This window comes from Pseudomonas pichavaramensis (genome assembly GCF_050473265.1).
Classification (GTDB): domain Bacteria; phylum Pseudomonadota; class Gammaproteobacteria; order Pseudomonadales; family Pseudomonadaceae; genus Aquipseudomonas.
In genome coordinates, this window is the sequence record NZ_JBJKFJ010000002.1 from 429145 (window position 1) to 453639 (window position 24495).

Below are 24495 nucleotides of genomic sequence, written 5' to 3' on the forward strand. Positions count from 1 at the left end.
TTCCGATAGCCCATAAAAAACCGCGGCCCCTGGGCCGCGGTTTTCGTTCTACGCGATGGGCCTCAGGCCTTGGCGCGCAGCTTCTCCGGGTTGATCAGGAAGCGGGCCAGAGCCGGCAGCAGCCAGATCGCGCCGATCATGTTCCAGAGGAACATGAAGGTCAGCATCAGGCCCATGTCGGCCTGGAACTTGATCGCCGAGAAGATCCAGGTGGCCACACCGATCGCCAGGCAGACGCCGGTGAACAGCACCGCCTTACCCGTCGACTTGAGCGTCTCGTAGTAGGCCTCCTGCAACGACAGCCCCTGCCGCAGATAGGTCTCCAGACGGCTGTAGATGTAGATGCCGTAGTCCACACCGATCCCCACGCCCAGAGCAATCACCGGCAGTGTCGCGACCTTCACGCCGATGCCCATGAAAGCCATCAGCGCATTGCCCAGCACCGAGGTCAGCACCAGCGGCAGAATCACGCACAGGGTCGCCGCCAGCGAGCGGAAGGTCAGCAGACACATGATGCTCACGGCGGCGTACACCGCGATCAGCATGGTGGTCTCGGAAGCTTCGATCACCTCGTTGGTGGCTGCCTCGATACCGGCGTTACCGGCTGCCAACACCACTTGCAGGTCGTCGCGGCTGTGCTCGGCGGCAAAAGCTTCCGCCTCTGCCACGACGCGCGACAGCGTTTCCGCCTTGTGATCCTCGAGGAACACCAGCACCGGCGCCACCGAACAGTCGGCGTTGTACAGGCCTTCGGCACGGGCGATGGAGTTGTTCAGCACGTCCTGGTTACGCGACAGGGTTTCCCATTTCAGGTTGCCCTCGTTCATGCCCTTGATCACCTGCTTGGACACGGTGACCATGGAAATCGCCGACTGCACACCCTGGGTGTTCTCCATCTTCCACATCAGCTCGTCCATGGCGGACAGGGCTTCATACGTGGAGCAGCGCTCGGTGGCGGTCTTGATCATCACCACCAGCACGTCGGAACTGGTCGAGTAGTTGCGGATGACGAAGTCGTTGTCCAGGTTGTAGCGCGAATCCGGATGCAGTTCCGGCGCGCCCTGATCGAGATCGCCGATCTTCAGGTTCTGCCCGTACCAGACACCGCCTGCCAGCGCGACCACGGCAACCACCACGGAAATCGGTGCCACCATCGGGTGCGCGAAGTTGGAGATGGCGCGCCACAACGGATGATCCTTGGCCGCCTCTTCGCGGCTCTTCTTCACCGCGCGGTTGCCGATACCGATGTAGGAAATCACCACCGGCAGCAGGATCAGGTTGGTCAGGATGATCACCGCCACGCCCATCGAAGCACCGATGGCCAGTTCACGGATCACGCCGATGTCGATCAGCAGCAGGGTGACGAAGCCAACGGCATCGGACAACAGCGCGACCAGACCGGGAATGAACAGCTGACGGAACGCCATGCGCGCCGCGGACAATGCATCGCTCGCCTCGCCAGAGGCCATGGCGATACCGTTGATCTTCTGCACCCCGTGGGAAATACCGATGGCGAATACCAGGAACGGCACCAGCATCGAGTAAGGGTCCAGACCGAAGCCCAGGGTGTGCAGCAAGCCAAGCTGCCAGATCACCGCCACCAGCGTGGTGATGACCACCGCCAGCGTGCTCTTGAAGCAATGGGTGAACCACAGCAGCAGCACGAAGGTAATGCCGATGGCCACGGCGAAGAACAGCGCCACACCGACCAGACCGTCGATCAGGTCACCGACCTTCTTGGCAAAGCCGATGATGTGCACCTGTACATCGGGGTTCTGCGCCTGATACTTGTCGCGGATCTTCTCTTCCAGCTCGTGGGAGAACTGCTGGTAATCGAGCTTGATCAACTTGCTCTGGTCGTTCGGGTCCGGGTAGGACTCGAGCAGGGGAATGTCGACGATGCTGGACTTGAAGTTGTTCGCCACCAGGCGGCCGATCTGCCCGGACTTGAGGATATTGCTGCGCAGCTCCTCGAGGCTGTCGGCGGAACCGTCGTAGGTCTGCGGAATCACTTCACCACCGGCAAAGCCTTCCTCGGTCACTTCGGTCCAGCGCACGCTGGGACTCCACAGCGACTTGAGGCCGGAGCGGTCGACACCGGGGATGTAGAACGCCTCGTCATGGATCTGCCGCAGCGTCTCCATGTACTCCTTGCTGAAGATGTCGCCCTCGGTCGCTTCCACCGAGATGCGCACCGTGTTACCCAGGTTGGCCAGGTCGTTACGGTGTTCGAGCATCTTCTGAATGTAGGGGTGGCCCAGCGGGATCATCTTCTCGAAGCTGGTCTGCGGGCGTACCTGCGCGGCCTGGTAGAACAGGAAGATGCTGATCAGCAGACAGATCAGAATCACCGCCGGGCGATTGTTGAAGATCAGCCGCTCGAGAAACGAAGCAGGCTTTTGTTGATGCTTGGTCATGCAGAGGCTCCCGGCTTGTTATTGTTGGCCCAGATCGGCGCCGGTCAACGCGGCGAGGTGAACGCCGCCCTGCCCCACCAGGATCAGGTTGCCGTTATCCAGTGCAGTCACCCCGGCCAGCGATAGGCGGTCGAGACGGTTCATCACGCTGAAGCTCTGCCCATGGTCCGTGCTATGCAGCACCGTCCCGCCGTGGCCGACGACCACGATGCCGCCATCCTTGAGCAGGGTGCCATCGGCCAGGCCGAACTCCAGCGGGCCATTGTTGGGGGTATTGAGCGTGATTTGCTGCCAGCTGTCACCGAAGTCGGTGGAGCGGAACAGGTGGCCACGCAGGCCGTAGGCCAGCAAGGTGCCACTCTGATCAGTGCCGAGCACGCCGAACAGCGAGCCCTCGTAGGGTGGCTCTTCAATGCGCTCCCAGGTCTGCCCCCAATCAGCGGAGCGGAACATCTGGCCAAGTTCGCCGACGATGAACAGACCGGAGTCCTTCACCGCCGTGATGGCGTTGAGGTGATAGGCATCTTCGTTGTCGAGGCGATCGCTGACGTCTTCCCAGTTCTCGCCGCCGTCAGTGGTTTCAAGCAGTGCGCCATAGGCACCTACCGCGTAACCGGTCTGCAGGTCCTTGAACCAGATATCTAGCAGCGGCGCCTCACGCTCGAGGTCTTCGAACTGCTTGGTCCAGGTCAGACCACCGTCAGTGGTGGCAAGAATCTGTGCGTCGTGGCCGACCACCCAACCGTGTTTGGCATCGACGAAGAACAGCGAGGTCAGCATCTGCCGGGTTGGCACCTTGGCCTGCTGCCAGTTGCGGCCCTGATCTTCGGAGTAAAGAATGTGGCCGCGGTCACCGACGGCAACCAGGCGCTCCCCCGTATCGGCAACATCGAGCAGCAGACTGTGCACCGCCTTGGCGGATTCGATGGCATAGCCAGTCTGCGCAGAAGCCGAAGTTTCGGCATAACCAGGCGCAGCAGCAAAGACCAGAACGGAAAGCACACTGCATAGCGAGAGCGCTTTAGCCAGCGGCGAATGGACACGAAGCGCCGATTTGCGCGCCGTTGTGGGCGTCAGACCGGACTGGGTGCGCCGCATGACGGGCTCACTCATATACCTTCCCCCTTTTCTTGTTATAGGCGGTACTGCTCTCAATAGCAGGCCACCCATCCTAGCGAGCTTAGGAAAGCCCTGACAATCGCTGTGACGTTATGTTTTGTTAAGCCAAAACCCGCGTTATAGAAGCCTATTCGCCAGGTTGATACGAAAAGGCCGCTACTACTGTAGCGGCCTTGGCTCGAGGCTACACGACTATTAACGTGTACCGCGACGACGCAGCGCAGCCGGCTTGAAGTAACCGTCGTCCGGAATGGCCTGGCTGAAGTCGATGGTGTTGTTCTCTTCGTTGTCCAGGTTCTGCACGTGGTAGCGACGCGCCTGCAGATCGTGGAACACGTCCAGCGCAGACCAGGTGGTCGGCAGGTCGTAATAGTTCTTCAGATACGCGATGGACACGCGCCACAGCTCACCACGACCGTCGTACTGGTCGACCACTGCAGCCTGCCAGCTGTCCTCGTCGAGGAACAGGGTACGCTTGGAGTAGATGTGGCGGGCGCCGGATTTCAGCGTGCCTTCCACCACCCACACGCGGTGCAGCTCGTTGCGGGTCAGCGCCGGGTTCAGGTGACCGACCTTGAGCAGGTCTTCGTACTTAACGTCAGGGCTGGTGACCTTGTAGTTGTTGTACGGGATGTAGATTTCCTTCTTGCCCACCAACTTCCAGTCGTAGCGATCCGGAGCACCGTTGAACATGTCGGTATCGTCGGCCGTGCGCAGGCCGTCAGCGGCAGCGATCGGGGTGTCGTAAGCCAGGTTCGGTGCACGACGGACACGACGCTGACCGGCGTTGTAACCCCAGGCCTGGCGCGGCTCCTTGACCTGATCCAGGGTCTCGTGAACCAGTACCGCACCACCGGCCAGACGCGCCGGGCTGGTGGTGAAGGACAGGTAGTAGAACATGATGTTGTTCAGGTCGGCGAAGGAGCCGTTCTGCACGTAGTATTTGAACAGCGCTTCCTGCTGCGAGGTCACCAGCGAGTAGGCGCCATTACGCTGCACCGCCACTTCCGAGGCGCGGCGCACGATGTAGGTACCGCGATAACGGGCGATGTGGTTCCACAGCGCTTCCACGCCATTCTGCGGGATCGGGAACGGGATGCCACCATAGGCATCGGAGAAGCCGTTGCCGCCATCGACCAGCTTGGCGCTGGTAGCGTTCTTGACGGTGTTGTCATAGACCCACTGCGGCGCCGAGCCGGAGCGACGGGTCGGGTACACCGGCATCTGATAGGTTTCCGGATAGGCCTTGAACATGGCGATCTGACCCGGCGTCAGGTTGGCCTCGTACTGGCTCAGGTTGGCCGCGGTGATGGTGAACAGCGGCTTGTCTTCCGGGAACGGGTCGACGTGATGCTGGCCGGAACGGGTATAACCGGCCGGCGCCTGGGTGATACCACCGGTCCAGGCCGGAATGGTGCCGGCGGCATTACCGGCTTTCTCGGCGCCGAAGGGCGTCAGGGTATCGCCGAGCTTGGCAGCTTCCTGCGGGGAAACGGCAGCCAGTGCAGAGCCGGCGGAAAACGCCAGCGCAACGGCTACGGCCATCAGCCTGTGCTTGTTCAGCATGGGTAATTCTCCGTGAAGAGTCTGGCCGGGCGCCCGCAAGCGCCCGGCGTTTTTCTGGTTATAGGTACAGAGGGTGTTTGCAAAGCAGCGAGCGAAGGCCAAGCAAGGCGAAACCAGTCGAAAACGCGGAGTGTACGAGCAGTACATGAGCATCTTGAGGCTGGTTCCAACGCAGCATGGCCGAGCGCAGCAATTTGTAGACGTCCTCTTAGAAGGAGTACTTGACGTTCAGACCGATATTGTCGCGATCACGCGCACCGTTGTTCTGGCCAGCACCGTAGAACTCGGTGTACTGGATCTCGGCTTCCAGGCTGTTCAGGTAGCTGGCGCGCATACCGACTGTGTACGCCTTGCGACCTTCGATGAAGTTGCCGGTCTGGTGCGAGTTGCCTTCGAAGTCGTGCTTGAACACGGCGAACGGCGACAGGTTCACGCCGGCGTAGACGTCGTTCCAGGTACCGGAGAGCACCAGGGTATAACCGTAGGCGTTCTTGTTGATCTGGTCGTCGCGGTCGTAGCCGGACACATAAGAGTTGTTGGCTCGTCCAGCATAGTAACGGACGCCATCCCGCGAATTATATTTGAGGCTATCTCCACGAAGGTGCTCGGAAGACAACTCAGCAATACCAAATAGCGAGTCAAAACCCAGCGATGGGCCAAAGTTGTAAATCGTGCCCAAAGATGCATTAAACGCCTCTACTCGCTCATAGTTGTGTATCTGACCATCGCGACTTACTCGACTGCCAGCAATCAGAGCGGTACCATTACCAACCGTGTTCGAGTTATCTGCCAGACCGGCACCTTGAGCGATTACATCACCCAAGAGGTCATTTGTCGTGGCGATACCAATTGGAAGATTCGGCCGGTATGTGAGCTCCCCGAACACGGAAGCATTACCTATTGTGGTATTGAAGCTAGTACCAAACATGCGAATATCTTCGGCATATTCACGCTTGGCTTGAATATTCCCCAGCATATCTATCGTTGCCAGACCAGCAGCATTTGCAAGCCCGCCCGCAAACCCCGCCAAGCTAGCAACATCTACACCCTGATAACCATTCAAATCCGCATAAATGGTCGGTTCCTTGGCGTGATAATTTACATAATAAAAACCAAACTCAGTACTATTGAGTTCTTCAGCAATATAACGGAATGCCAAACCATACTGACCGTCATTCTTTGCATTCAGATCCCCACCCACATTCGCGACCTGAATAGCCCTAGCAGACGAGACATAGCCATTAGTGCCGCCGCTCAAAATTCCTGTATTCAGGATCGCTTGCTGCACCCCTGCCGGAAGACCGGGAAAGGTAGTATTTACAAAATTTGCGTAACCATTAGCCGCTGCCTGCAACTGTTGACCACTAGCAGTACTCAAATCAGGAACGGTATAAGCCCTTGAACCACCATCGGCGAACAAATCCGTCTCCGAGAAATAAGTGCCGACCGGGTCAATAGCCGTCTCTTTCCAATTGAACTGGTAGAAAGCTTCCATCGACAGATTATCTGTTAGCCCGAGGTTGAAGCTCAGCGCCTCGACGGGCACCAGAACTTCCTTCACTTCCGAGCCTGGCAGGCGGAACTTGGCGGCATCGACCGGGTTGGTGGTATTCACACCACCACGGTAGAACAGACCCTCGCCCCAGTTGAATACCTGCTTACCGAAACGACCGGAAATCGGCATGTCACCCACATCCCAATTGCCATAGATGTAGGCATCGAGAATCTGCGCATCGCGGCCGGCCTTGTGGCGGGTTTCACGAGTGAAGGTGTTGTCGCGCGGATAGCTCTGGCTCGGCTGCGCTGGCGAGTTGGCATCGTAGTAGTCGTTGCGCTTGTCCATGATCTGGGTGTCATAGAACGCGGTACCACGAATGAATACGCCGTAGTTCTGGTAGGAAGCCTCGAGATCGGACGTGACCTTGAACACCTCGGAGACCAGGCCGGTATCGAAGTTGCGATTACCGTCGTTGGTGTTGATGTCGTTGTTGGTCTTGTCCTGACCCTGAACGCGCCACAACTGGCCGTAAGAGATAGTGGTATCGATGGAGCCGGTGATTTCGTTATCGGCGAAGCTGAACTCCACCGCCTGAGCCTGGGCAGCAACCAGCAGAGGCAGGACGCCTGCCAACGCAAAGCCGGCCTTGGCCGGGGCAAAACGCAGAACGGGCTTGCGGGACTTAATTTCCATCGAGACTCACTCCGTGGACAGATCATTGTTTTAGGCGCTCCCGCTGGCGGGAGGCGTTATGCCGTACTGACGACGGCTTATTTTTTATTCTTGCGACCGATAGCGAACCTCGAGCAGCTACGCACGGTCGAAACCTGCTGAACACTGCAACCATGGTGCCAATTCAAACGACTGTATCAGCTTGAAGCTGCTTGCCAGGGCTATCGAGTGGTTTCTTTTCGTGACTGATCAGCCACTGACCAATAAGTCAGCTATTGGCAATAAAACTGGCGCACTTTGTCCTACGATCCGACGCTTTATGCCACCTGAAACGGGCCTTGCAGCGCTTTCGGCTTCGAGCTCAAAAGAGCTGTCAAGAAGCACTTCCCCCTAACTTTAGTGTGCGAGCGAATAAGCCTACACCTGCATATTTCTACAGGTAACAAAAAAGTGTTACCAACCCAAGGTCGGTAACACTTTTTGCAGAGCAAAAACCGCTCTGGTTCTTCTGCCCCCCCTCAAGCCTAGAGGCAGCGATATGTAGGAGCGGCGCCCCGCCGCGAACCTGGGCGGCGCAGGCCGGCAAATCTTCGCCGCGAGGCGCGGCTCCTACAAATTCAGCACTTACGCCAGGCTCTTGCTCACCACTTCATAGACATCGCTGGACAGCGTGCCCGAAGCCAGGATGCGCTCCAGCTCGGCCTTCATCAGCGCCTGACGAGCCGGCGCGTATTTGCGCCAGCGGGTCAGCGGTGCCAGCAGGCGCGAGGCGATCTGCGGGTTGAGGGCGTTGAGGGTGATCACCTGGTCGGCGAGGAAGCGGTAGCCGGAACCGTCGGCCTGATGGAAGTTGATCAGGTTCTGGTTGGCGAAGGCACCGATCAGCGCGCGCACCTTGTTCGGGTTCTTCAGGGTGAAGGCTGCGTGTTCCATCAGCGCCTGCACCCGCGCCAGACCGCCCGGCAGCGCGCTGGAGGCCTGCACGCTGAACCACTGATCCATGACCAGGGCGTTGTCCTTGAAGAACTCGGCGAACTCGGCCAGGGCCTTGCTGCGCTCGGCCTCGAACGGCGAGTTGACCAGCACCGCCAGCGCGGTGAGGCGCTCGGTCATGTTGTCGGCGTTGTCGAACTGCTCGACACAAGCTGCCAGCACCTCGGCCTGCTCGCTGAGCATCAGGTACGACAGGGCGATGTTCTGCAGGCTGCGACGGGCGAAGTGCGCCGCCTCGGCCACATACGGCGTGGCCTTGGAGATTTCGCGGTTGGCCTGGTAACGCGCCAGCAGCGGTGCGTAGAGGGCATCGGCCAGTTGCAGGCGGGCAAACTCGCGCGCTTCGTGGATGGCCTCGACATCGGCCACCTCGCTGATTTCGGTCAGATACGCCTCGCCCGGCAGCGACAGCATCTCGGCGACCATCGCCTGATCCAGTGACTCATCCAGCAACAGGGTGCGCAGCGCCTCGACCAGACGCTGATCGAGCACCATCGGCTCGCCACGCTGATACTGGCCAACCAGCTCCTGCAGCACCTGCACGGACAGTTGCTGGCCAGCCTCCCAGCGGTTGAAGCCGTCGCTGTCGTGCTGCATGAGGAACATCAGCTGGTCGCGGCTGTAGGGGAAGCTGAGCTTGACCGGTGCACTGAAGCCGCGCAGCAGCGACGGCAGCGGTTGCTCGGCAATACCGGCGAAGGTGAAGGTCTGCTCCGCCTCGGTAACCGACAGCACGCGGCTGGTGCCCTGTGCGGCGCTTTCGCCCTGCAGTTGCAGCGGCAGCTCATTGCCCTGGGCATCGAGCAGGCCGAGCGCCACCGGGATCACGAACGGCAGCTTCTCTCTCTGCCCCGGGGTGGCCGGGCAGCTCTGGCGGAAGGTCAGGCTGTAGGTCTGCGCGGCAGCGTCATAGTTCTCGCTGACCTGCAGGCGCGGCGTGCCGGCCTGGGTGTACCAGCGCTTGAACTGGGTCAGGTCGATACCGCTGGCGTCTTCCATGGCCTTGACGAAGTCGTCGCAGGTCACGGCCTGGCCGTCGTGGCGCTCGAAGTACAGGTCCGAACCCTTGCGGAACAGTTCCGGCCCGAGCAGGGTGTGGATCATGCGCAGCACTTCGGAACCCTTCTCGTAGATGGTCAGGGTGTAGAAGTTGGAGATCTCCATGTACGCATCCGGGCGCACCGGGTGAGCCATGGGGCCGGCGTCTTCGGCGAACTGGTGAGTACGCAGGTAGGCCACGTCCTCGACGCGCTTGACCGTGCGCGAGTGGGTGTCGGCGGAGAACTCGCTGTCGCGGAATACGGTGAAGCCTTCCTTGAGCGACAGCTGGAACCAGTCACGGCAGGTCACGCGGTTGCCCGACCAGTTGTGGAAGTACTCGTGCGCTACCACCGCTTCGACGCGCTGGTGCGCGGCATCGGTGGCGGTCTCGGCCCTGGCCAGCACGCAGCTGGAGTTGAAGATGTTGAGGCCCTTGTTCTCCATGGCGCCCATGTTGAAGTCGTTGACCGCGACGATCATGAAGATGTCCAGATCGTACTCACGGCCGTAGACCTCCTCGTCCCACTTCATCGAGCGCTTGAGGCTGTCCATGGCGTGCTGCACCTTGTCGATGTTTTCCGGCTCGACATAGATGCGCAGCGCCACTTCACGGCTGCTCATGGTGGTGAAGCTGTCCTCGACGCACCACAGGTCACCGGCGACCAGGGCGAACAGGTAGGCCGGCTTCTTGAACGGGTCTTCCCAGGTTGCCCAGTGGCGGCCGCCCTCTTCGCTGCCGCTGGCAATCGGGTTGCCGTTGGACAGCAGCACCGGATAGGCATGCTGCTCGGCGCTGACGGTGGTGGTGAACTTGCTCATCACGTCCGGGCGGTCGAGGTAGAAGGTGATCTTGCGGAAACCTTCGGCCTCGCACTGGGTGCAGAACATCGTGCCGGACTTGTACAGGCCCTCCAGCGCGGTGTTGCTCTCCGGGTGGATGCGCACGCTGCTGTCGACCACGAAGCTGGCCTGGGTCGGCTGCAGGGTCAGGTGGCTGTCGCTCAGGCTGTAATCGCCCTCACCCAGCTCGCGGTCATCCAGCTTCAGCTCCAGCAGCTCCAGTTGCTGGCCGTCGAGCACCAGCGGAGGAAGCCCGGCACCGGCTTCGGGGTTGCGGCGCATGACCAGCTGGGCGTGCACCAGGCTGTGATCCTCGAACAGCTCGAAGGTCAGGTGAGTCTCGTCGATCAGGTAATCGGGAACCTGATAGTCCTTCAGATAGATGGTCTTGGATTGTTCGGTGCGCATGGCTCTTGGCCTCTCGTCTGCGGCGCGCCGGGCGCCGGTGGCAATCGGGTGTCAGGCGGCGATCTCGTGGACGGCCAGCTGATAGGCGGTGTACTTGCGGATATTGATCACGCCGGTGTCGAACATCAGGTACTGGCCCTTGATACCGAGCAATGTACCCTCGGCCAGCGGCAGTTTGTCCAGATTGAAGCTGGTGATCTTGGCCGGGTAGCCCTCGATCGGGTAACGGATGTCGAGCACCTCGGCATCACTCAGCGGCTGGATCGCCTGCAGGCCGAAGCGCTGCTGCAGCTCGCTGATGCCGGCGCCGCAGCTGGCGAACAGCTGATCGCGGATCGCCGCCAGATCCAGCGGCGCCGCATCGCCCTTGAGCAGCGCGCGCCAGTTGGTCTTGTCCGGCACCTGGCTGCGCAGCAGGTCTTCGACGAATCCGGACTGCTGGCGGGTGGCCACGCGCAGGATCGGCAGCGCCTGCACCGCACCCTGGTCGATCCAGCGGGTCGGCACCTGGGTACCCCGGGTAATGCCCACCTTCACCCCGCTGGAGTTGGCCAGGTAGACCACGTGATCGGTCATGCAGAACTGCTCGCCCCAGCTCGGCTCGCGGCAGGTGCCGGCATCGTAATGGCACTTTTCCGGGCTCATGATGCACACATCGCACTGCGCCAGCTTCTGCATGCACGGGTAGCAGTACCCCTGGCTGAAGCTGGTCTTGGTCTTGCGTCCGCAGTGGCTGCAATGAATGGCGCCGAGGTATTCCAGGCGCAGCTGCTTGCCCACCAGCGGATTGACCGGCACTTCCTGGTCACCCAGGCGGAAGGCGTATTGCACCGGCGCGTCCACGTCCAGGCGCGCCGCCATCTTGCTCAGCGAGCCTCGTCCTAACTCGGTCATCAGTGCAGGGTATCCGAGGACGAGAACAGCAGGTTGGGAATCGGCTCGGACTTGGACTTGCACGCCTGCTCACCCATGTAGCCGGTGCGTTCTTCTTCCGGCAGATTCTGCATTTCCCAGGCGATCATCGCCTGCAGGCTCAGCTCTTTCTGCTCCTGGGTCAGCTTGCGGCCATCCGGCCATTTGCCGATTTCCACCGCCAGCTTGAGGCTTTGGTAGATTTCCGGGGTGATGTTCTCGATGGCTTCGAGGAAGGATGACATGAAGGTCTCCAGATAAATAACAGGACGCCTGAAGCCGCCCCGTAAGCGAAGTAGTGAGTTTAAATCAACGTCTGGCCAGCATACCGCCAAGCAATCCAGTCAGGCAGCCAACCAGCAAACCGCCGACATGCGCGGCATTGGCGATGGCACCAACGCCCAGTGTTTCGAAAATGCCGGTCATGCAAACCAATAGCCAGATCAGCATCATCACCAGCACACCGGGCGGCAGACGATACGCAGCGTTAGGCGCCAGGCGCTGGTAGATCCAGCAATGTCCGAGCAGACCGTAGAGCACCCCGGACAGGCCGCCAAACAGTGACGGGCCGGCCCACCAGTACTGAGCGCCGTTCGAGGCCAGGCCGAACAGCAAGGTCAGGCCGAGCAGACCAATGGCGCCCTGGCGAAATTCGATGCGCCGGCCCAGCTCCCAGTACCACAGGCTGTTCATCGCCAGATGCAGCCAGCCGAAATGGATCAGCATCGGGGTGATCAGACGCCACCACTGGCCGCTGGCCAGGGTGGCATCCAGATAATTGAGATAAATGTGCTCACCCTCGACCTGAAAGTCGACGAAGCTCAGCCAGCGGATAGCGGCGAAATTTTCCCCCGCCAGGGTTACGGCAAAGACGATAAAGGTCACCGCCAACATCAGCGCCGTAACCGGGCTACGCCGCAGTTGAACGAGGAAACCTTCTCTCGCAGGCGTGGCTGCCGGTGGCAATTCAGCGCCCACATCACCCTGAGGGTGGCGCGCGTAGAGTTCACGCACCTGCGCCGCCAGTTCCTCGCCGGGCACCCAGAGCACCTGGTCGCCGCCCTCCTCTGCCACCCGATGCGGCACGCGCAAGCGTTGCAACAGGGCGATAAAGCCGCTCAGGTCGGTATCCAGCGGCAGACGCAATACCGCGACGGCTGTCATCGAGGACTCTCCTGCGGATCGACGTCGACCCAGACGAACTTGCCGGCATCCAGCCGCGTTTCCTGGTCCAGACGATAGGCGACCAGACGTCCACCAATGACCGCGCTGTAGTCCAGGCAGGCCAGATTGGGACGAATCGGGGCCGGCTTACCGCGCCGCCAGTAATGGCCGACGAACAGTAGCGGCTCGTGGGCAGCGTACTTGAGTAATTCGTCCTTCTGCAGCTCGCTCAACGGCGTCTGCGCCGCCAGCTCCGGCAGCGCATCGGGCTGGAAGACGATATCGCCGTAGGTCTGCGGGTCCTCTTCCCAGAACTTGGTGCGGAAGTAGGAACGGGTGAAGCCGTCGCCGCTGGTCAGGGTCAGGCCGTGCGGCAGGCGCATGTCGGTGCCGCGCAGCAGACGGTCGAGCGCCAGATTGGCGAAGCTGCCTGGCACGGCAGCAGCCTGGAGGAAATGCTCATCGATGCAACCATCGGGAAACTGCGCCTTGAGCGGCGTGATCAATTCGGCATCCCAGCAGGCATGCACGACACGGAAGCGCCCGGCATCGATGAACAGTGGCAGTTCGTAGAACCAGCGCAGGAACTCGCGCCACTCCTGCGGGTGGCCTTCGAACTGGGCCAGGGTCTCGCGCATCAGGCGCTGGTGGCGCGAGCTGTGCTCGCGCACGTACTGACGACCGCTGCCCGGCGGCGCCGGCGTGCTCCAACCCAGCGCGTTGAATTCGTGGTTGCCCATGATGCACAGGGCCTGATCGGCACGAACCATGTCGTACACCAGATGCAGCACCTCACGAATGCCAGGGCCACGATCGACCAGATCACCGAGGAAGATCGCCATACGCGAAGGATGCCGCCAGACGCCACTCTGACGACTGTAGCCCAGGCGTTCGAGCAGGCGCTCGAGGGTGCGCGCACAACCGTGAATATCACCGATCAGGTCATAGCCACGATGGGGGTCGAGGGACATTCAGTCCTGCCCTCCCAGGCGGCTGCCCCAGCCCAGCTTGGTCCGGCAGACCTCGTAATAGTTGTGATCCAGCGGATGGATCAGGCGCAGTTTCTGCGCCTTCTTGGCTACGTGCAGCGTATCGCCCGGCGCACAGGTGAAGTGATTCTGGCCATCGCAGGAAACCTGCGGATAGATGGTCATGTCCGGCGACACCACGACTTTCAGTTCGCTGTTGCCATCGACCACGATGGGGCGACTGGACAGCGTGTGCGGATACATCGGTACCACCACGATGGCGTCGAGCTTGGGATGCATGATCGGCCCGCCAGCGGACAGCGCATAGGCAGTCGAACCGGTCGGCGTGGCGACGATCAGGCCGTCGGCCTTCTGGCTGCAGACGAACTGGCCGTCGATATACAGCTCGAACTCGATCATTCGCGTCGACTTGCCGGGGTGCAGTACCACGTCATTGAGCGCATCGCCCTGGCCGATGGCCTCGCCCTGGCGGCGGACCTCGGCCTCGAGCAGAAAGCGGTTTTCGGTCAGGTATTGCCCTTCGAGCACCTGCGCCACCTTGAGTTCCAGCTCATCGGGGCGGATGTCGGTGAGAAAACCCAGGCTGCCGCGGTTGATCCCCAGCACCGGCACCTTGTGCCGCGCCAGCGCGCGTGCCGCGCCGAGCATGCTGCCGTCACCACCGACCACGATCACCAGGTCGCATACTTCACCCAGCATCTTGCGCGACGAGGTCTGCAGGCCATGACCGGGCAGCAAGTCGGCGATGGTATCTTCGAGGATCACATGCAGATGGCGGTCGATGAGGAAACGCTTGAGCCGGCGAACGGTCTCCAGCACCCGTGTGCTACCGAGGCGCCCGATGATGCCGACATTGCGAAATTGCTCCATGGGACTCCCGCCAACAGATAGAAAACGAGGATGGATTATCGGCCAAAGGCCCGCCTCGCAGCAAACCAGAGCTATGCTCACGCCATGACTGACCCCGAGCTACTTCAGAATCTGCTGCAGAGATTGCGCACAGCCGCCGTACGCGATCTCGCCTGGACGATACTCTCGCCCCCCTTGCTGGGGCAGACCACAAAAACCCAACGCCATCCACTGCAGGCCAGTTGCTGGAGCGAACGACCCCAGTTGCTCGCCGACTGGCTCGAGCAACTGGACAGCGACGCCAGCAGGCTGCACACCTGGCTGGCAGACAGGCCGGCGCAGCGGCTTGGCCTGTATTACGAACGTCTGTGGCAGTTCGCCCTGCATGCCGCACCGGATGTCGAGGTCGTGGCGACCAATCTGCCGATCCGCCAGAACGGTCAGACACTCGGTGAGCTCGATCTGCTGTTGCGCGACGCTGAAGGTGAGCACCACCTGGAGCTGGCGGTGAAGTTCTATCTGGGGCCAGGCGCTGACGATGGCAGCGACGCCAGTCTCTGGCTCGGCCCGGGCAGCCATGATCGGCTCGACCTGAAACTGAGCCATCTCGCTCAACATCAACTGCCCATGTCTTCGCGCCGCGAAGCACGCAGCGACCTCAACGAACTGCAGCTGACCGACACGAAATCGGCCTTCTGGCTCGCGGGTTACCTGTTCTATCCCTGGCCGGACGGCTGCGCCTCACCCCGTGGCGCCCTGCCGACGCACCTGCGAGGGCGCTGGCTGCGCCAGCGGGACTGGCGGGCGTTCAGCGCCCGACAACCGCAGGCATGCTGGCAGCCTTTACCCAGGCTGTCCTGGTTGGCGCCGGCAATGCTGGGTAGCGATGAACGCTGGTCGCCTGAAATGCTCGAGCAATGGCTGCACGATTTATCGTCCCGTTCACAATTGCTGGTGCGACTGGAGGAGGACTCTGCCGGTACCTGGCGCGAGGTGGAGCGGGTCTTTCTGGTCAGCGATCAATGGCCGTTGCCAAGCAACCACCCATAACTGCTTTGCCACCTGTAGCCCGGATGCAACTCGGGCAGCATTCGCTCGCCCCTGAGCGCATTCGAGCTACCGAGATGGTCAGCCCGGCTCAGCCGCTGCGCTCGGTGCGCCCGCCAGAACGCGCCAGATAGCCCGATCCGCTCTCGCACAACAGTGCGCCACGCTGCACTGCCGGCAGGGCGTCCAGCCCATCGCGCAAGGCATAGACGCTATAACCGAGTTGCGACAACAGGAACACGGCGCTGCTGCTGCGCTTGCCGCTGTCACAATAACAGAGATAGGTACGCGCCTTGTCCAGCAAGCGCGCCTTCAGGCGTAATAACTGCAGCGGCATGTGCAACGCCTGCGGTGCATGGGCTTTCTCGTACTCTTCCAGCAGGCGCACGTCCAACCACTGCGCGCCATGACTGAGCAACCGTGACGCCTCCCCCAAAGAGACCTCGGCGACCACCGGCGCCTTGAGCAAGGCGAAAAAGTCCTGGCGATCCAGACGCAGCACACTGCCGCTCTCGACCATGGTCACCGTGGCATTGCGCGGCCTGTCGGCCAGCAGCGCCTCCTCGCCGAAGCAGGCCCCCACTTCCAGCTCCGCCAGCACCTGACGATCACTGCCAGCACTGCGGATGACCTCAGCCCGCCCGCTTTCCAGAAAGAAGCAACAATCACCGACCGCTCCTTCCTGCAGAACCTGGCTACCCGCCGGGAGTTCGACGCGTTGCAGACGCGCCAGCATGTTCTGCACGTTGGCCGGCGGCACCTTGGCGAACAGCGGATTTTCCAGCAGACGCTCCAGCCACTCGACATCGGCACCGCCTTGCTGCAAGGCCAGCAGCAGGTCTTGGTAGGCCAGACGCCAGGTCAACAGGCGGTCGAGCATGGCACTGTCGATCATCAGTACGCTGGCATCGGTCAGCGCCCTTGCCTCGTGCATGCGCGGCAAGCTGGGCGACAACGGGTGACAGCTGGCCTCGCTGCCGGCCTGCACACGCTGCACGTGACCTTCGACGTCCTGCAGTTGCAATTCACCCGCAAGCAGATAGCAGGTCAAACGCGCCTGATCGCCCAGACGAAACAGCGGCTGGCCAGCGAGCAGTGGCTGAGGCACCAACTGGCTGCGTAGTTCACGCCACTGCTGTTCCGACAGCACATTAAGCGGCGTCAGACTGCGCAACTGCTCGGGAGTAAGGGGTTCGCTCATGCTAATTTTCCAGGCTCCGCTGGTCAGACCTGAGTGTAGTCGGCGCTCGCGCCCATAGAGGCTCGGCGACCCTGCAGGCCGCCAGTATGAATGAAGATCAGCCTGGTGCCGCGCGCAAATTGCCCGTTGGCGCAAAAATCGCGCAGCGCCATGAGCGCCTTGCCGGTATACACCGGCTCCAGCGGCAGATCGGCAGCCTGCTCGGTCTCGAGAATGAACTGGCACAAGGCCGGATCGATACGCGCGAAGCCCCCGCGCGCGGCGTCGAGCAGTTGATAACGACGCCCGCCGCTCCCAGCCTGCCCCAACAACTCGGTAACCTGGGGCGCAACACCATGGCTGGCCGGTACTGCCAGCGCACCGTAGACAGCACGCCGGCGCTCCTCCAGCAACAGCCCCGCCAATGTGGTGCCGGTCCCCGCGGCCAACCACCAGGCGTCGAAATCAAGCCAACCGATTTCCTCGAGCTGCGCCTGCGCCATCTGCACCAGACAGCGACAACCTTCAGCCCCCATCAACCCCAGGCCACCTTCACCAACTGCCTGAAATCCCGGATAGCGCTCCAGCCAGGAATGCCAGAAATCGCTCTGATGGCGTGCGCGGTAGCCAGCGTATCCCAACCAGTGCAGTTGCATGCCCAACGCCTGCAGATCATCCACCGTTGGCGTTCGCTGCGCCTGCCCGCGCAACAGGCCGACCGTGGCGAAGCCGAAGCGCTGGCCCGCCGCAGCCAAAGCATGCAAGTGATTAGAGTGAGCGCCGCCAAGACTGATCAGACCTTGCGCCTCGCTGGCGGCAGCCTGCTGGAGATAGGGCGCAAGCTTGAACCACTTGTTACCGGACACCAGCGGGTCGACCCGATCCAGGCGCAGACAGGCCAGCTCGACGCAGGCAGCGTCAAGCCAGTCCAGATGTATGCGTTGCAGCGGCGCCTGAGGGCGCCAGTCAGGAAAGCGTATCGTCAAGATCAGCCGACGGTCCGCAGGCGGCTGCTCGCCTTGTGCCGTGAGCAGCAGTTGGAGTCACCGAGCACGAAGCGGCTTGGCGTATCGATACGGTCGATAGGGATGGCGCAGCGCTCGCCGCTGGGCAGCGTCGCCTCACAGGTAGGCTGCTGATAGTGCCCCAGCCAATGGCGGTACTGCTCCTCGGAAACGAAACACTTGGCGGAGGCATAGGCCATGGGGTTGTCCTGATAGCGCGCGACATCCTGCAGGGGGATGGTCAGGTGCCCGGCGCCAGGATGATAGACCACGAACACCACACCGAGCTTGGCCAGGCGCTCCAGAACCTGATCGCCACCTTGGCTGGCGAATTCGTCACGCTCACGTTTGAGGCGTTCGATCTCCGCCTGCAGCTGGGCGTCCAGTTCGTTGCGATAGGCCAGCTCCACATCACGAATGGCGATCTGCTCTTTGTACTCGGCCACGGCGGCCGCCACCTTCGCACGCATCTCATTGTCGAACTGAGCGCGCAGGATATCGCCCTCGGTGCGCCCGTGACGCTCCAGAGCCCGCAATTGCTGAGTCATTTCCTCGCGACTGCTCTGGAAACTTTCCGCCTGAGCCGACAACTGCGCCTTGAGGTTGGCATTGAGCTCCTGCTGTTGACGCAGTGCCTGGTGCAGCCCGTGAATCTGCGCTTGCAGATTGGTGCTTTGCTCCTCACTGGCCAGCTTGAACTTGGCCAGCTCCTCTTCGTGCTGCTGGGTCAGGCTGGTGATACGCAGGCGTTGTTGCTGAATCAGCTGCGCGGTCTTGGCGCGGTGTTCCTGATCCATCTTCTGCGCCAACTGGTCGGCCACTTCCTTGGCCGGATCAGGTGCATACCACTTGTCTTCGGAGGCGACCTGCAAACGCTCGGCCACCACTGCCTGAGCGCTGTCGTCCTCGACCAACAGGCCGAGCTGATTGCGCTTGACCACATCACGCAGGATCACCAGGTCGTTCTGCCCCGGAGCCAGGCTGGGGTCCCACAGATGCATCTGATGCCATGACACCGGGCACTGACTGCGGCAGGCCAGACGAATCGGCCCGGCGCCCAGGTCAGGGCCACGCCCTGCGCGCTCGGCCAGATGCTGCAGAGGAATGTTCCAGCCCTTGTCCGGGCGGCCATCGTCGTCGAAGTCCAGATAGAAAAACACCGCAGCCCTGACCAACAGGCGCGGATTGATGACCACGAAAACAGCACGCATCTGCTCGTCGGCGAACTCCGGCATGTTGACCACACCATCGAGTAATGCCTCGAACTCAGGGAACATCATCTGTTTGCAGATACCGCGTTCATTGAAGAACATCACGGCTTCCACCATCTGCGGCTTGTTCTGCATGCTCATTGAGGGCCCTCTGAACCAACGGGATACGCGCGCACGATCATATGCCAAAGCGCTCATGTGCTTCGGCACAGATATCATCCCTGACAGTTCAGACAAGTCTAGGGGAAAAGCCAACCCCAGCAATGTGACTGGGTTGGCACTCACTCCGCGACAAGCTCAGATAGATCGACAGCAACACGAAAATCTGACGAAACAGCAGATGTCGTCAGACATGTCAACGCCTTGCCCCCTGCATTCCGGAACCAGGAACAAACGCTGCACAGGCCCACAAACGAGACGAACGAACATCTGACAGGCAAGCGCCAGCCTGCTCAGCAGCCTCAGGATTTTACCGCAGCAAGAAATGGCGCCAGGCGTTGCGCCATCTCCGCGCCAAGGGCCTGCAGCCCGCTCATCGGGCGAATCATCACCTCGAACTCGACGATCTGTCCCGACTCGTCGAACCGGATCATGTCGATCCCTTTCAGATCGCGCTCGCCGACCCGGGCGGAAAACTCCAGCACGACGCTGAGTCCATCGGCAGTCGCCAGTTCACGATGGTAGGTGAAGTCCTCGAAGACCTTGAGCACGGTGTTGAGAATCAGGTTGACCGCCTGCGCCCCCGGATACGGGGTATGCGCCATGGGCGAACGAAATACCGCCTGCGGGTGCAGCAGCTCGGGCAAGGCACTCAGGTCCTTGGCGGCGACGAACTGGTGCCAGCGCTCGAGGCTGGCGGCGACAGCGGGATGCAGTTGAGCTGCAAGAGACATCGGCTTCTCCTTGTTGTTTTCAAGCCAGATAGCAAACGCCCCGCTCGAGGCGGGGCGCTGTTTCGATCAGAGTTCGGCCGCCAGGCGCGACCCCTGGTTGATGGCCCTCTTGGCGTCCAGCTCGGCGGCGACATCCGCGCCGCCGACCAGGTGCACACGTTGACCGGCATTTTCCAGACCGTCCTGCAGCTCACGCAGCGGATCCTGACCGGCACAGACGATAACGGTATCGACCGGCAACACCTGCTCTTCGCCACCGGCGATGCGGATATGCAGGCCAGCGTCATCGACCTTGAGGTACTCGACCGAGTTGAGCATCTGCACATTCTTGTTCTTCAGCCCGGTGCGGTGAATCCAGCCGGTGGTCTTGCCCAAGCCATCGCCGACCTTGGACTTCTTGCGCTGCAACAGGAACACCTGACGCGCAGCCGGATGCGGATGCGCCTCGATGCCGGCCACGCCACCCCGTGCCTCGAGCGCCGTGTCGATGCCCCACTCCTTCCAGAACGCCTCGCGGTCGAGACTGGTGGCCGTGCCCTGATGGGTGATGAACTCGGAAACATCGAAGCCGATACCGCCGGCGCCGATCACCGCGACCTTCTGGCCGACCGGCTTGCGCTCGAGGATCGCGTCCAGATAACCGATCACCTTGGGGTGATCGATGCCCGGAATCTCCGGAGTGCGCGGCGCGATACCAGTGGCCAGGATGATTTCGTCGAAGCCGCCGGCAACCAGGTCATCCACCGAGACACGGGTGTTCAGGCGCACGTCGACACCCGTGGTTTCCAGCTTGCGCTTGAAGTAACGCAGGGTCTCGAAGAACTCTTCCTTGCCCGGCACGCGCTTGGCCACGTTGAACTGGCCACCGATCTCGCCGGCCGAATCGAACAGGGTCACCGCATGGCCACGCTCGGCAGCGACGGTGGAGGCCGCCAACCCGGCAGGGCCGGCGCCGACCACGGCGATTTTCTTCACCGCGGCCGTCGGGATGTAGTTCAGCTCGGTCTCATGGCAGGCACGCGGGTTGACCAGGCAACTGGTCAGCTTGCCGCCGAAGGTGTGGTCCAGGCAGGCCTGGTTGCAGCCGATGCAGGTGTTGATCTCGTCCGCACGGCCTGCGGCGGCCTTGTTGACGAAATCCGGATCGGCGAGGAACGGGCGCGCCATCGACACCATGTCGGCGTCGCCCTCGGCCAGCACCTGCTCGGCGACTTCCGGGGTGTTGATGCGGTTGGTAGTGATCAGCGGGATCGACACCTCGCCCTTGAGCTTGGCGGTGACCTTGGTGAAAGCCGCGCGCGGCACCTTGGTGGCGATGGTCGGGATGCGCGCCTCGTGCCAGCCGATGCCGGTATTGATGATCGTCGCCCCAGCCTTTTCGATGGCCTTGGCCAGCAGGACGATCTCGTCCCAGGTGCTGCCACCTTCGACCAGGTCGAGCATCGACAGGCGATAGATGATGATGAAGTTCGGGCCGACCACCTCGCGCACGCGACGCACGATTTCCACCGGCAGACGCATGCGATTGTCGAAACTGCCGCCCCAACGGTCGGTACGGTGGTTGGTGTGGGCGACCAGGAACTGGTTGATGAAGTAGCCTTCCGAGCCCATCACCTCAACACCGTCGTAGCCCGCCTGCTGCGCCAGCGTGGCGCAATTGACGAAGTCGGCGATCTGCTTCTCGATCCCCTCTTCGTCCAGCTCGCGCGGCTTGAACGGGTTGATCGGCGCCTGGATGGCGCTCGGCGCCACGGACTTGGGGCTGTAGGCATAGCGCCCGGCATGCAGGATCTGCATGCAGATCTTGCCGCCGGCTTCATGCACGGCCTGGGTGACGACCTTGTGCTTCTCGGCCTCTTCCGGCGTGCTCAACTTGGCTGCGCCGGCATAGACGCCACCCTCCTCGTTCGGGCCGATGCCGCCGGTGACCATCAGGCCGACACCGCCACGGGCGCGCTCGGCGAAGTAAGCCGCCATACGCTCGAAGCCGCCCGGCTTCTCCTCCAGGCCGGTGTGCATGGAGCCCATCAGGGTGCGATTCTTCAGGGTGGTGAAACCGAGATCGAGCGGGGCCAGCAGGTGCGGGTAACGAGCAGTCATGGAAATCTCCACATCGCGGTGCAGTTCACGGGTTGCCGCGAGCTCAGCGGCACGCGGTCGGTTATGCAGCCAGACGATAAAGAGGCGGCCAGGCATGCTCAATGATCAAAACTGACAAGATAATGATCAAAGCTAGCAATTATCCTTGGCAGCGCCATGCAACCACCCTAACCTGCAATGCCGTCCAAGCGAACACCGGCGTGAACGCCTCCACGCCAGCAGCCGGATATTCAAGCTCATGAAGACCTCACGCGTGCGCCTCGGCGATCTGTCCGTCGGCTTCACCCAGGCGCTGGCCGAAGCCTTGCGCGAACAGGGCCAGCACCCCGAACCACTGCTCGAACAGTTCGGACTGGACGCCGCGCGCCTGAGCGAACCCCGCGCACGCCTTTCCATCCCGCGCTTCATGCGCCTTGGCCATAGCGCCATCAGCCTCAGCGGCAACCCTGCGCTGGGCCTGGACATGGGCCGCCACAGCCAGCTGGGACAGGTTGGCCTGGCCGGCATCTGCGCCGCTCAGGCGCCGGATCTGCGTGAAGCCGCGCGCGCCCTGACTCGCCTCGAGCCGCTTTACGCCGCCAACTATCGCGGCCGCTCAGGGTTCAGCGAGGATGCGCGCGGCGCCTGGCTGCACTTCTATTCCATCAGCCCGTACAACACCTACAACCGCTTCGTGGTGGATTCGGTACTGGCCGGCTGGCAACAGAATCTGGAGCAAGTGGTCGGACGCAGCATCGCCCTGGAGAAAGTCGAGATCGAGTTTCCGCCACCGGAGTATGGCGAGCGCTATGAAAACCAGTTCGGCTGTCCGGTGGAGTTCGCGGCCAGTGCCAACCGCCTGCGTCTGAGCAACGAAACCCTGGCTCTGCGTAACCCGCAGCACTGTCCCGGCACCTGGCAACATCTGTTGGAGTTGTGCGAGCGTGAACTGGATCAGCTGACCCGCACGCGCAGCCTGCGTGAACGGATCGTCCAGTTACTAGGCCCCATGCTGCATGGGCACGAGCCGGATCTGCAGGAGGTTGCTCGTAGCCTGCAACTGCCCAGCTGGACATTGCGCCGCAAGCTGGCCGAGGAAGGCACGCAGTTTCGCGCCATCGTCAATGACACCCGCCGCGACCTGGCCACGGCCTACATCCGCGACACCGAGCTGGCCTTCGGTGAAATCGCCTACCTGCTCGGCTTCGCCTCGGCCGAAGCCTTCCAACGCGCCTTCAAACGCTGGCTCGGGCAAACGCCTGGCGACTACCGCCGCGAACAACGGCGCACCGCCAGCGAAGCTCAGAGCTCCGTGGCGTCGTCTTCCACGTCGATTACGTCCTGATCGAAGCCGTCACGCTCGAGCAGTTCTTCCTGATAGTCATCCATTGGCTTTCTCCTGGGTCGCTTCATCATCTTTCGTTAGCAAGCTACGTTGTCAGTGTGAAGACAAGATGACGAAACGCCGCAGGACTGCGCCTCTGAATCACAGGTAATAAAAAATCGCCGGGAGCGATTTTTGACGTCGCTCTGCGACGGCCCGGAGGGTGACCGCCAGGGATGGCAGGGCACAAAAAACCCGTTGATCTTGCGATCAACGGGTTTCGTATATGGCGCAGCGGACGGGACTCGAACCCGCGACCCCCGGCGTGACAGGCCGGTATTCTAACCGACTGAACTACCGCTGCGTGTCGGCTGGACTTGCGTCCAAAGAACTCTTTTGCATCTGATGGCGCCCTTGCGGGCTTTGCCATCTCAAACCGACCTCGGTCGATCTGGGAAATAATGGCGCAGCGGACGGGACTCGAACCCGCGACCCCCGGCGTGACAGGCCGGTATTCTAACCGACTGAACTACCGCTGCGCGTCGGCTGGACTTGCGTCCAATTTCGCTAATGGTGGGTGGTGACGGGATCGAACCGCCGACCCTCTGCTTGTAAGGCAGATGCTCTCCCGGCTGAGCTAACCACCCCATGTGCCTTAGCGAGGCGCGCACTTTATGCAGGTGGCGACGCTAAGTCAACACCCTGCTTGAATTTTTTCTGAAAAAAGCGCGCCACACTCAATCCATCTCGCCGCACAACTCAGCCGCTCTCAAGAGCGCCGCCGTCAGACCGTGGCGCTCCCAATCGGTCAGTGCGGCAAAACGTTGATTGAACTCCGGCGGCATCAATGAAGGTGCCTGCTGAATCAGCTCACGACCGGCATCGCTGATCAGCAGCCACTGCCGGCGACGATCCTGATCGTCACGCTGGCGTTGCAACAGGCCGCGCTCTTCCAGGCGATCGAGCAAACCGGAAAGTGTCGCCGCCGTCAGGCTGACCCGACTGCTGAGCACACTGGCAGTCAATCGTGTCTCACTGGCCAGTACCTGCAGAACCATCAATTGCATGGGCGTCAGCCCGCCAAAACGGGCCAGACGCTTGGCATGCACCTCCCCCGCCTGCTGCAAACGTCGAAGGGCCTGAAAAAGAGGCAATTCGAACGCCATTACAGATGACAAATCTATTTCAACAGGAACTTTTTTATCACTCATAAGCACCAATTCATAGCAACCAAAACTTTGACATAAAAGCATTTTTTTGTTTTGGTGTAAAAGGTCCGGCGACGGACC

General features: G+C 61.5%; 18 protein-coding genes and 3 tRNA genes. 2 read left to right on the forward strand and 19 right to left on the reverse strand.

What is annotated here, in order from left to right:
- Nucleotides 1-62 precede the first annotated feature (62 nt).
- The 10 genes from ACJRW5_RS05520 to ACJRW5_RS05565 all read right to left on the reverse strand — a co-directional run bounded on the left by ACJRW5_RS05520 (nucleotide 63) and on the right by ACJRW5_RS05565 (nucleotide 14489).
- Nucleotides 63-2417, reverse strand: a complete 2355-nt coding sequence (locus tag ACJRW5_RS05520) for an efflux RND transporter permease subunit (protein WP_484569526.1) — start codon at nucleotides 2415-2417, stop codon at nucleotides 63-65.
- 18 nt (nucleotides 2418-2435) lie between these two features.
- Nucleotides 2436-3530, reverse strand: a complete 1095-nt coding sequence (locus ACJRW5_RS05525) for a YCF48-related protein (protein WP_484569527.1) — start codon at nucleotides 3528-3530, stop codon at nucleotides 2436-2438.
- A gap of 201 nt (nucleotides 3531-3731) precedes the next feature.
- Nucleotides 3732-5102 carry a DUF1329 domain-containing protein gene (locus ACJRW5_RS05530; RefSeq protein ID WP_484569528.1) on the reverse strand — a complete coding sequence of 457 codons (1371 nt, stop codon included), beginning with the start codon at nucleotides 5100-5102 and terminating at the stop codon, nucleotides 3732-3734.
- A 208-nt stretch (nucleotides 5103-5310) separates the two neighbouring features.
- Nucleotides 5311-7293 carry a DUF1302 domain-containing protein gene (locus ACJRW5_RS05535; protein ID WP_484569529.1) on the reverse strand — a complete coding sequence of 661 codons (1983 nt, stop codon included), beginning with the start codon at nucleotides 7291-7293 and terminating at the stop codon, nucleotides 5311-5313.
- A gap of 603 nt (nucleotides 7294-7896) precedes the next feature.
- Nucleotides 7897-10554 carry an aminopeptidase N gene (gene pepN / locus ACJRW5_RS05540; RefSeq protein ID WP_484569530.1) on the reverse strand — a complete coding sequence of 886 codons (2658 nt, stop codon included), beginning with the start codon at nucleotides 10552-10554 and terminating at the stop codon, nucleotides 7897-7899.
- A gap of 51 nt (nucleotides 10555-10605) precedes the next feature.
- Nucleotides 10606-11448, reverse strand: a complete 843-nt coding sequence (locus tag ACJRW5_RS05545; RefSeq protein ID WP_484569531.1) for a DUF2797 domain-containing protein — start codon at nucleotides 11446-11448, stop codon at nucleotides 10606-10608.
- Nucleotides 11448-11711 (reverse strand): YeaC family protein, encoded by a 264-nt coding sequence (locus ACJRW5_RS05550; RefSeq protein ID WP_484569532.1) that lies wholly within the window; start codon nucleotides 11709-11711, stop codon nucleotides 11448-11450. Before ACJRW5_RS05550 ends, ACJRW5_RS05545 begins: the two co-directional genes overlap by 1 nt.
- 64 nt (nucleotides 11712-11775) lie before the next feature.
- Nucleotides 11776-12630 (reverse strand): rhomboid family intramembrane serine protease, encoded by an 855-nt coding sequence (locus ACJRW5_RS05555; RefSeq protein ID WP_484569533.1) that lies wholly within the window; start codon nucleotides 12628-12630, stop codon nucleotides 11776-11778.
- Entirely contained in the window at nucleotides 12627-13601 is a 975-nt protein-coding gene (locus ACJRW5_RS05560; RefSeq protein ID WP_484569534.1) for a metallophosphoesterase, read from the reverse strand. The genes ACJRW5_RS05555 and ACJRW5_RS05560 overlap by 4 nt, the downstream gene beginning before the upstream one ends.
- Nucleotides 13602-14489 (reverse strand): NAD(+) kinase, encoded by an 888-nt coding sequence (locus tag ACJRW5_RS05565; protein ID WP_090432834.1) that lies wholly within the window; start codon nucleotides 14487-14489, stop codon nucleotides 13602-13604.
- Nucleotides 14490-14573: 84 nt separating this feature from the next.
- On the opposite strand from ACJRW5_RS05565, the gene ACJRW5_RS05570 reads away from it, so the two are divergent.
- On the forward strand, nucleotides 14574-15518 hold the full coding sequence (locus tag ACJRW5_RS05570; RefSeq protein WP_484569535.1) for a DUF1853 family protein: 945 nt from the start codon (nucleotides 14574-14576) through the stop codon (nucleotides 15516-15518).
- Between the two features lie 88 nt (nucleotides 15519-15606).
- Here the strand turns inward: ACJRW5_RS05570 and ACJRW5_RS05575 are convergent, their stop codons facing one another.
- From ACJRW5_RS05575 to ACJRW5_RS05595, 5 genes are all read right to left on the reverse strand, one after another.
- Nucleotides 15607-16716, reverse strand: coding sequence for a cyclic nucleotide-binding domain-containing protein (locus ACJRW5_RS05575; RefSeq protein WP_484569537.1), 1110 nt, complete (start codon nucleotides 16714-16716; stop codon nucleotides 15607-15609).
- 23 nt (nucleotides 16717-16739) lie between these two features.
- The gene (locus ACJRW5_RS05580) at nucleotides 16740-17681 is read right to left on the reverse strand and encodes a 1-aminocyclopropane-1-carboxylate deaminase/D-cysteine desulfhydrase (protein ID WP_484569538.1); all 942 of its coding nucleotides are present in this window, start codon (nucleotides 17679-17681) and stop codon (nucleotides 16740-16742) included.
- Nucleotides 17682-17683: 2 nt separating this feature from the next.
- Nucleotides 17684-19051: a chromosome partitioning protein ParA gene (locus ACJRW5_RS05585; RefSeq protein WP_484569539.1), complete on the reverse strand. Its 1368-nt coding sequence runs from the start codon at nucleotides 19049-19051 to the stop codon at nucleotides 17684-17686.
- Between the two features lie 320 nt (nucleotides 19052-19371).
- Entirely contained in the window at nucleotides 19372-19803 is a 432-nt protein-coding gene (locus tag ACJRW5_RS05590) for a nuclear transport factor 2 family protein (RefSeq protein ID WP_484569540.1), read from the reverse strand.
- 66 nt (nucleotides 19804-19869) lie between these two features.
- Nucleotides 19870-21903, reverse strand: coding sequence for an oxidoreductase (locus tag ACJRW5_RS05595; RefSeq protein WP_484569541.1), 2034 nt, complete (start codon nucleotides 21901-21903; stop codon nucleotides 19870-19872).
- A 238-nt stretch (nucleotides 21904-22141) separates the two neighbouring features.
- On the opposite strand from ACJRW5_RS05595, the gene ACJRW5_RS05600 reads away from it, so the two are divergent.
- Entirely contained in the window at nucleotides 22142-23227 is a 1086-nt protein-coding gene (locus ACJRW5_RS05600) for an AraC family transcriptional regulator (RefSeq protein ID WP_484569542.1), read from the forward strand.
- 266 nt (nucleotides 23228-23493) lie between these two features.
- Here ACJRW5_RS05600 and ACJRW5_RS05605 read toward each other — a convergent pair.
- The 4 genes from ACJRW5_RS05605 to ACJRW5_RS05620 form a co-directional block, all read right to left on the reverse strand.
- Nucleotides 23494-23570 (reverse strand) — tRNA-Asp (locus ACJRW5_RS05605).
- A 98-nt stretch (nucleotides 23571-23668) separates the two neighbouring features.
- Nucleotides 23669-23745: transfer RNA gene (locus ACJRW5_RS05610), tRNA-Asp, on the reverse strand.
- A 32-nt stretch (nucleotides 23746-23777) separates the two neighbouring features.
- Nucleotides 23778-23853 (reverse strand) — tRNA-Val (locus ACJRW5_RS05615).
- Between the two features lie 90 nt (nucleotides 23854-23943).
- On the reverse strand, nucleotides 23944-24417 hold the full coding sequence (locus ACJRW5_RS05620; protein ID WP_484569576.1) for a MarR family winged helix-turn-helix transcriptional regulator: 474 nt from the start codon (nucleotides 24415-24417) through the stop codon (nucleotides 23944-23946).
- Nucleotides 24418-24495 lie beyond the last annotated feature (78 nt).

Coding starts and splice junctions, on each gene's coding strand:
- ACJRW5_RS05520 (WP_484569526.1), bottom strand. CDS start 2,417: ATGACCAAGCATCAACAAAAGCCTGCTTCGTTTCTCGAGCGGCTGATC.
- ACJRW5_RS05525 (WP_484569527.1), bottom strand. CDS start 3,530: ATGAGTGAGCCCGTCATGCGGCGCACCCAGTCCGGTCTGACGCCCACA.
- ACJRW5_RS05530 (WP_484569528.1), bottom strand. CDS start 5,102: ATGCTGAACAAGCACAGGCTGATGGCCGTAGCCGTTGCGCTGGCGTTT.
- ACJRW5_RS05535 (WP_484569529.1), bottom strand. CDS start 7,293: ATGGAAATTAAGTCCCGCAAGCCCGTTCTGCGTTTTGCCCCGGCCAAG.
- pepN (WP_484569530.1), bottom strand. CDS start 10,554: ATGCGCACCGAACAATCCAAGACCATCTATCTGAAGGACTATCAGGTT.
- ACJRW5_RS05545 (WP_484569531.1), bottom strand. CDS start 11,448: ATGACCGAGTTAGGACGAGGCTCGCTGAGCAAGATGGCGGCGCGCCTG.
- ACJRW5_RS05550 (WP_484569532.1), bottom strand. CDS start 11,711: ATGTCATCCTTCCTCGAAGCCATCGAGAACATCACCCCGGAAATCTAC.
- ACJRW5_RS05555 (WP_484569533.1), bottom strand. CDS start 12,630: ATGACAGCCGTCGCGGTATTGCGTCTGCCGCTGGATACCGACCTGAGC.
- ACJRW5_RS05560 (WP_484569534.1), bottom strand. CDS start 13,601: ATGTCCCTCGACCCCCATCGTGGCTATGACCTGATCGGTGATATTCAC.
- ACJRW5_RS05565 (WP_090432834.1), bottom strand. CDS start 14,489: ATGGAGCAATTTCGCAATGTCGGCATCATCGGGCGCCTCGGTAGCACA.
- ACJRW5_RS05570 (WP_484569535.1), top strand. CDS start 14,574: ATGACTGACCCCGAGCTACTTCAGAATCTGCTGCAGAGATTGCGCACA.
- ACJRW5_RS05575 (WP_484569537.1), bottom strand. CDS start 16,716: ATGAGCGAACCCCTTACTCCCGAGCAGTTGCGCAGTCTGACGCCGCTT.
- ACJRW5_RS05585 (WP_484569539.1), bottom strand. CDS start 19,051: ATGAGCATGCAGAACAAGCCGCAGATGGTGGAAGCCGTGATGTTCTTC.
- ACJRW5_RS05590 (WP_484569540.1), bottom strand. CDS start 19,803: ATGTCTCTTGCAGCTCAACTGCATCCCGCTGTCGCCGCCAGCCTCGAG.
- ACJRW5_RS05595 (WP_484569541.1), bottom strand. CDS start 21,903: ATGACTGCTCGTTACCCGCACCTGCTGGCCCCGCTCGATCTCGGTTTC.
- ACJRW5_RS05600 (WP_484569542.1), top strand. CDS start 22,142: ATGAAGACCTCACGCGTGCGCCTCGGCGATCTGTCCGTCGGCTTCACC.
- ACJRW5_RS05620 (WP_484569576.1), bottom strand. CDS start 24,417: ATGAGTGATAAAAAAGTTCCTGTTGAAATAGATTTGTCATCTGTAATG.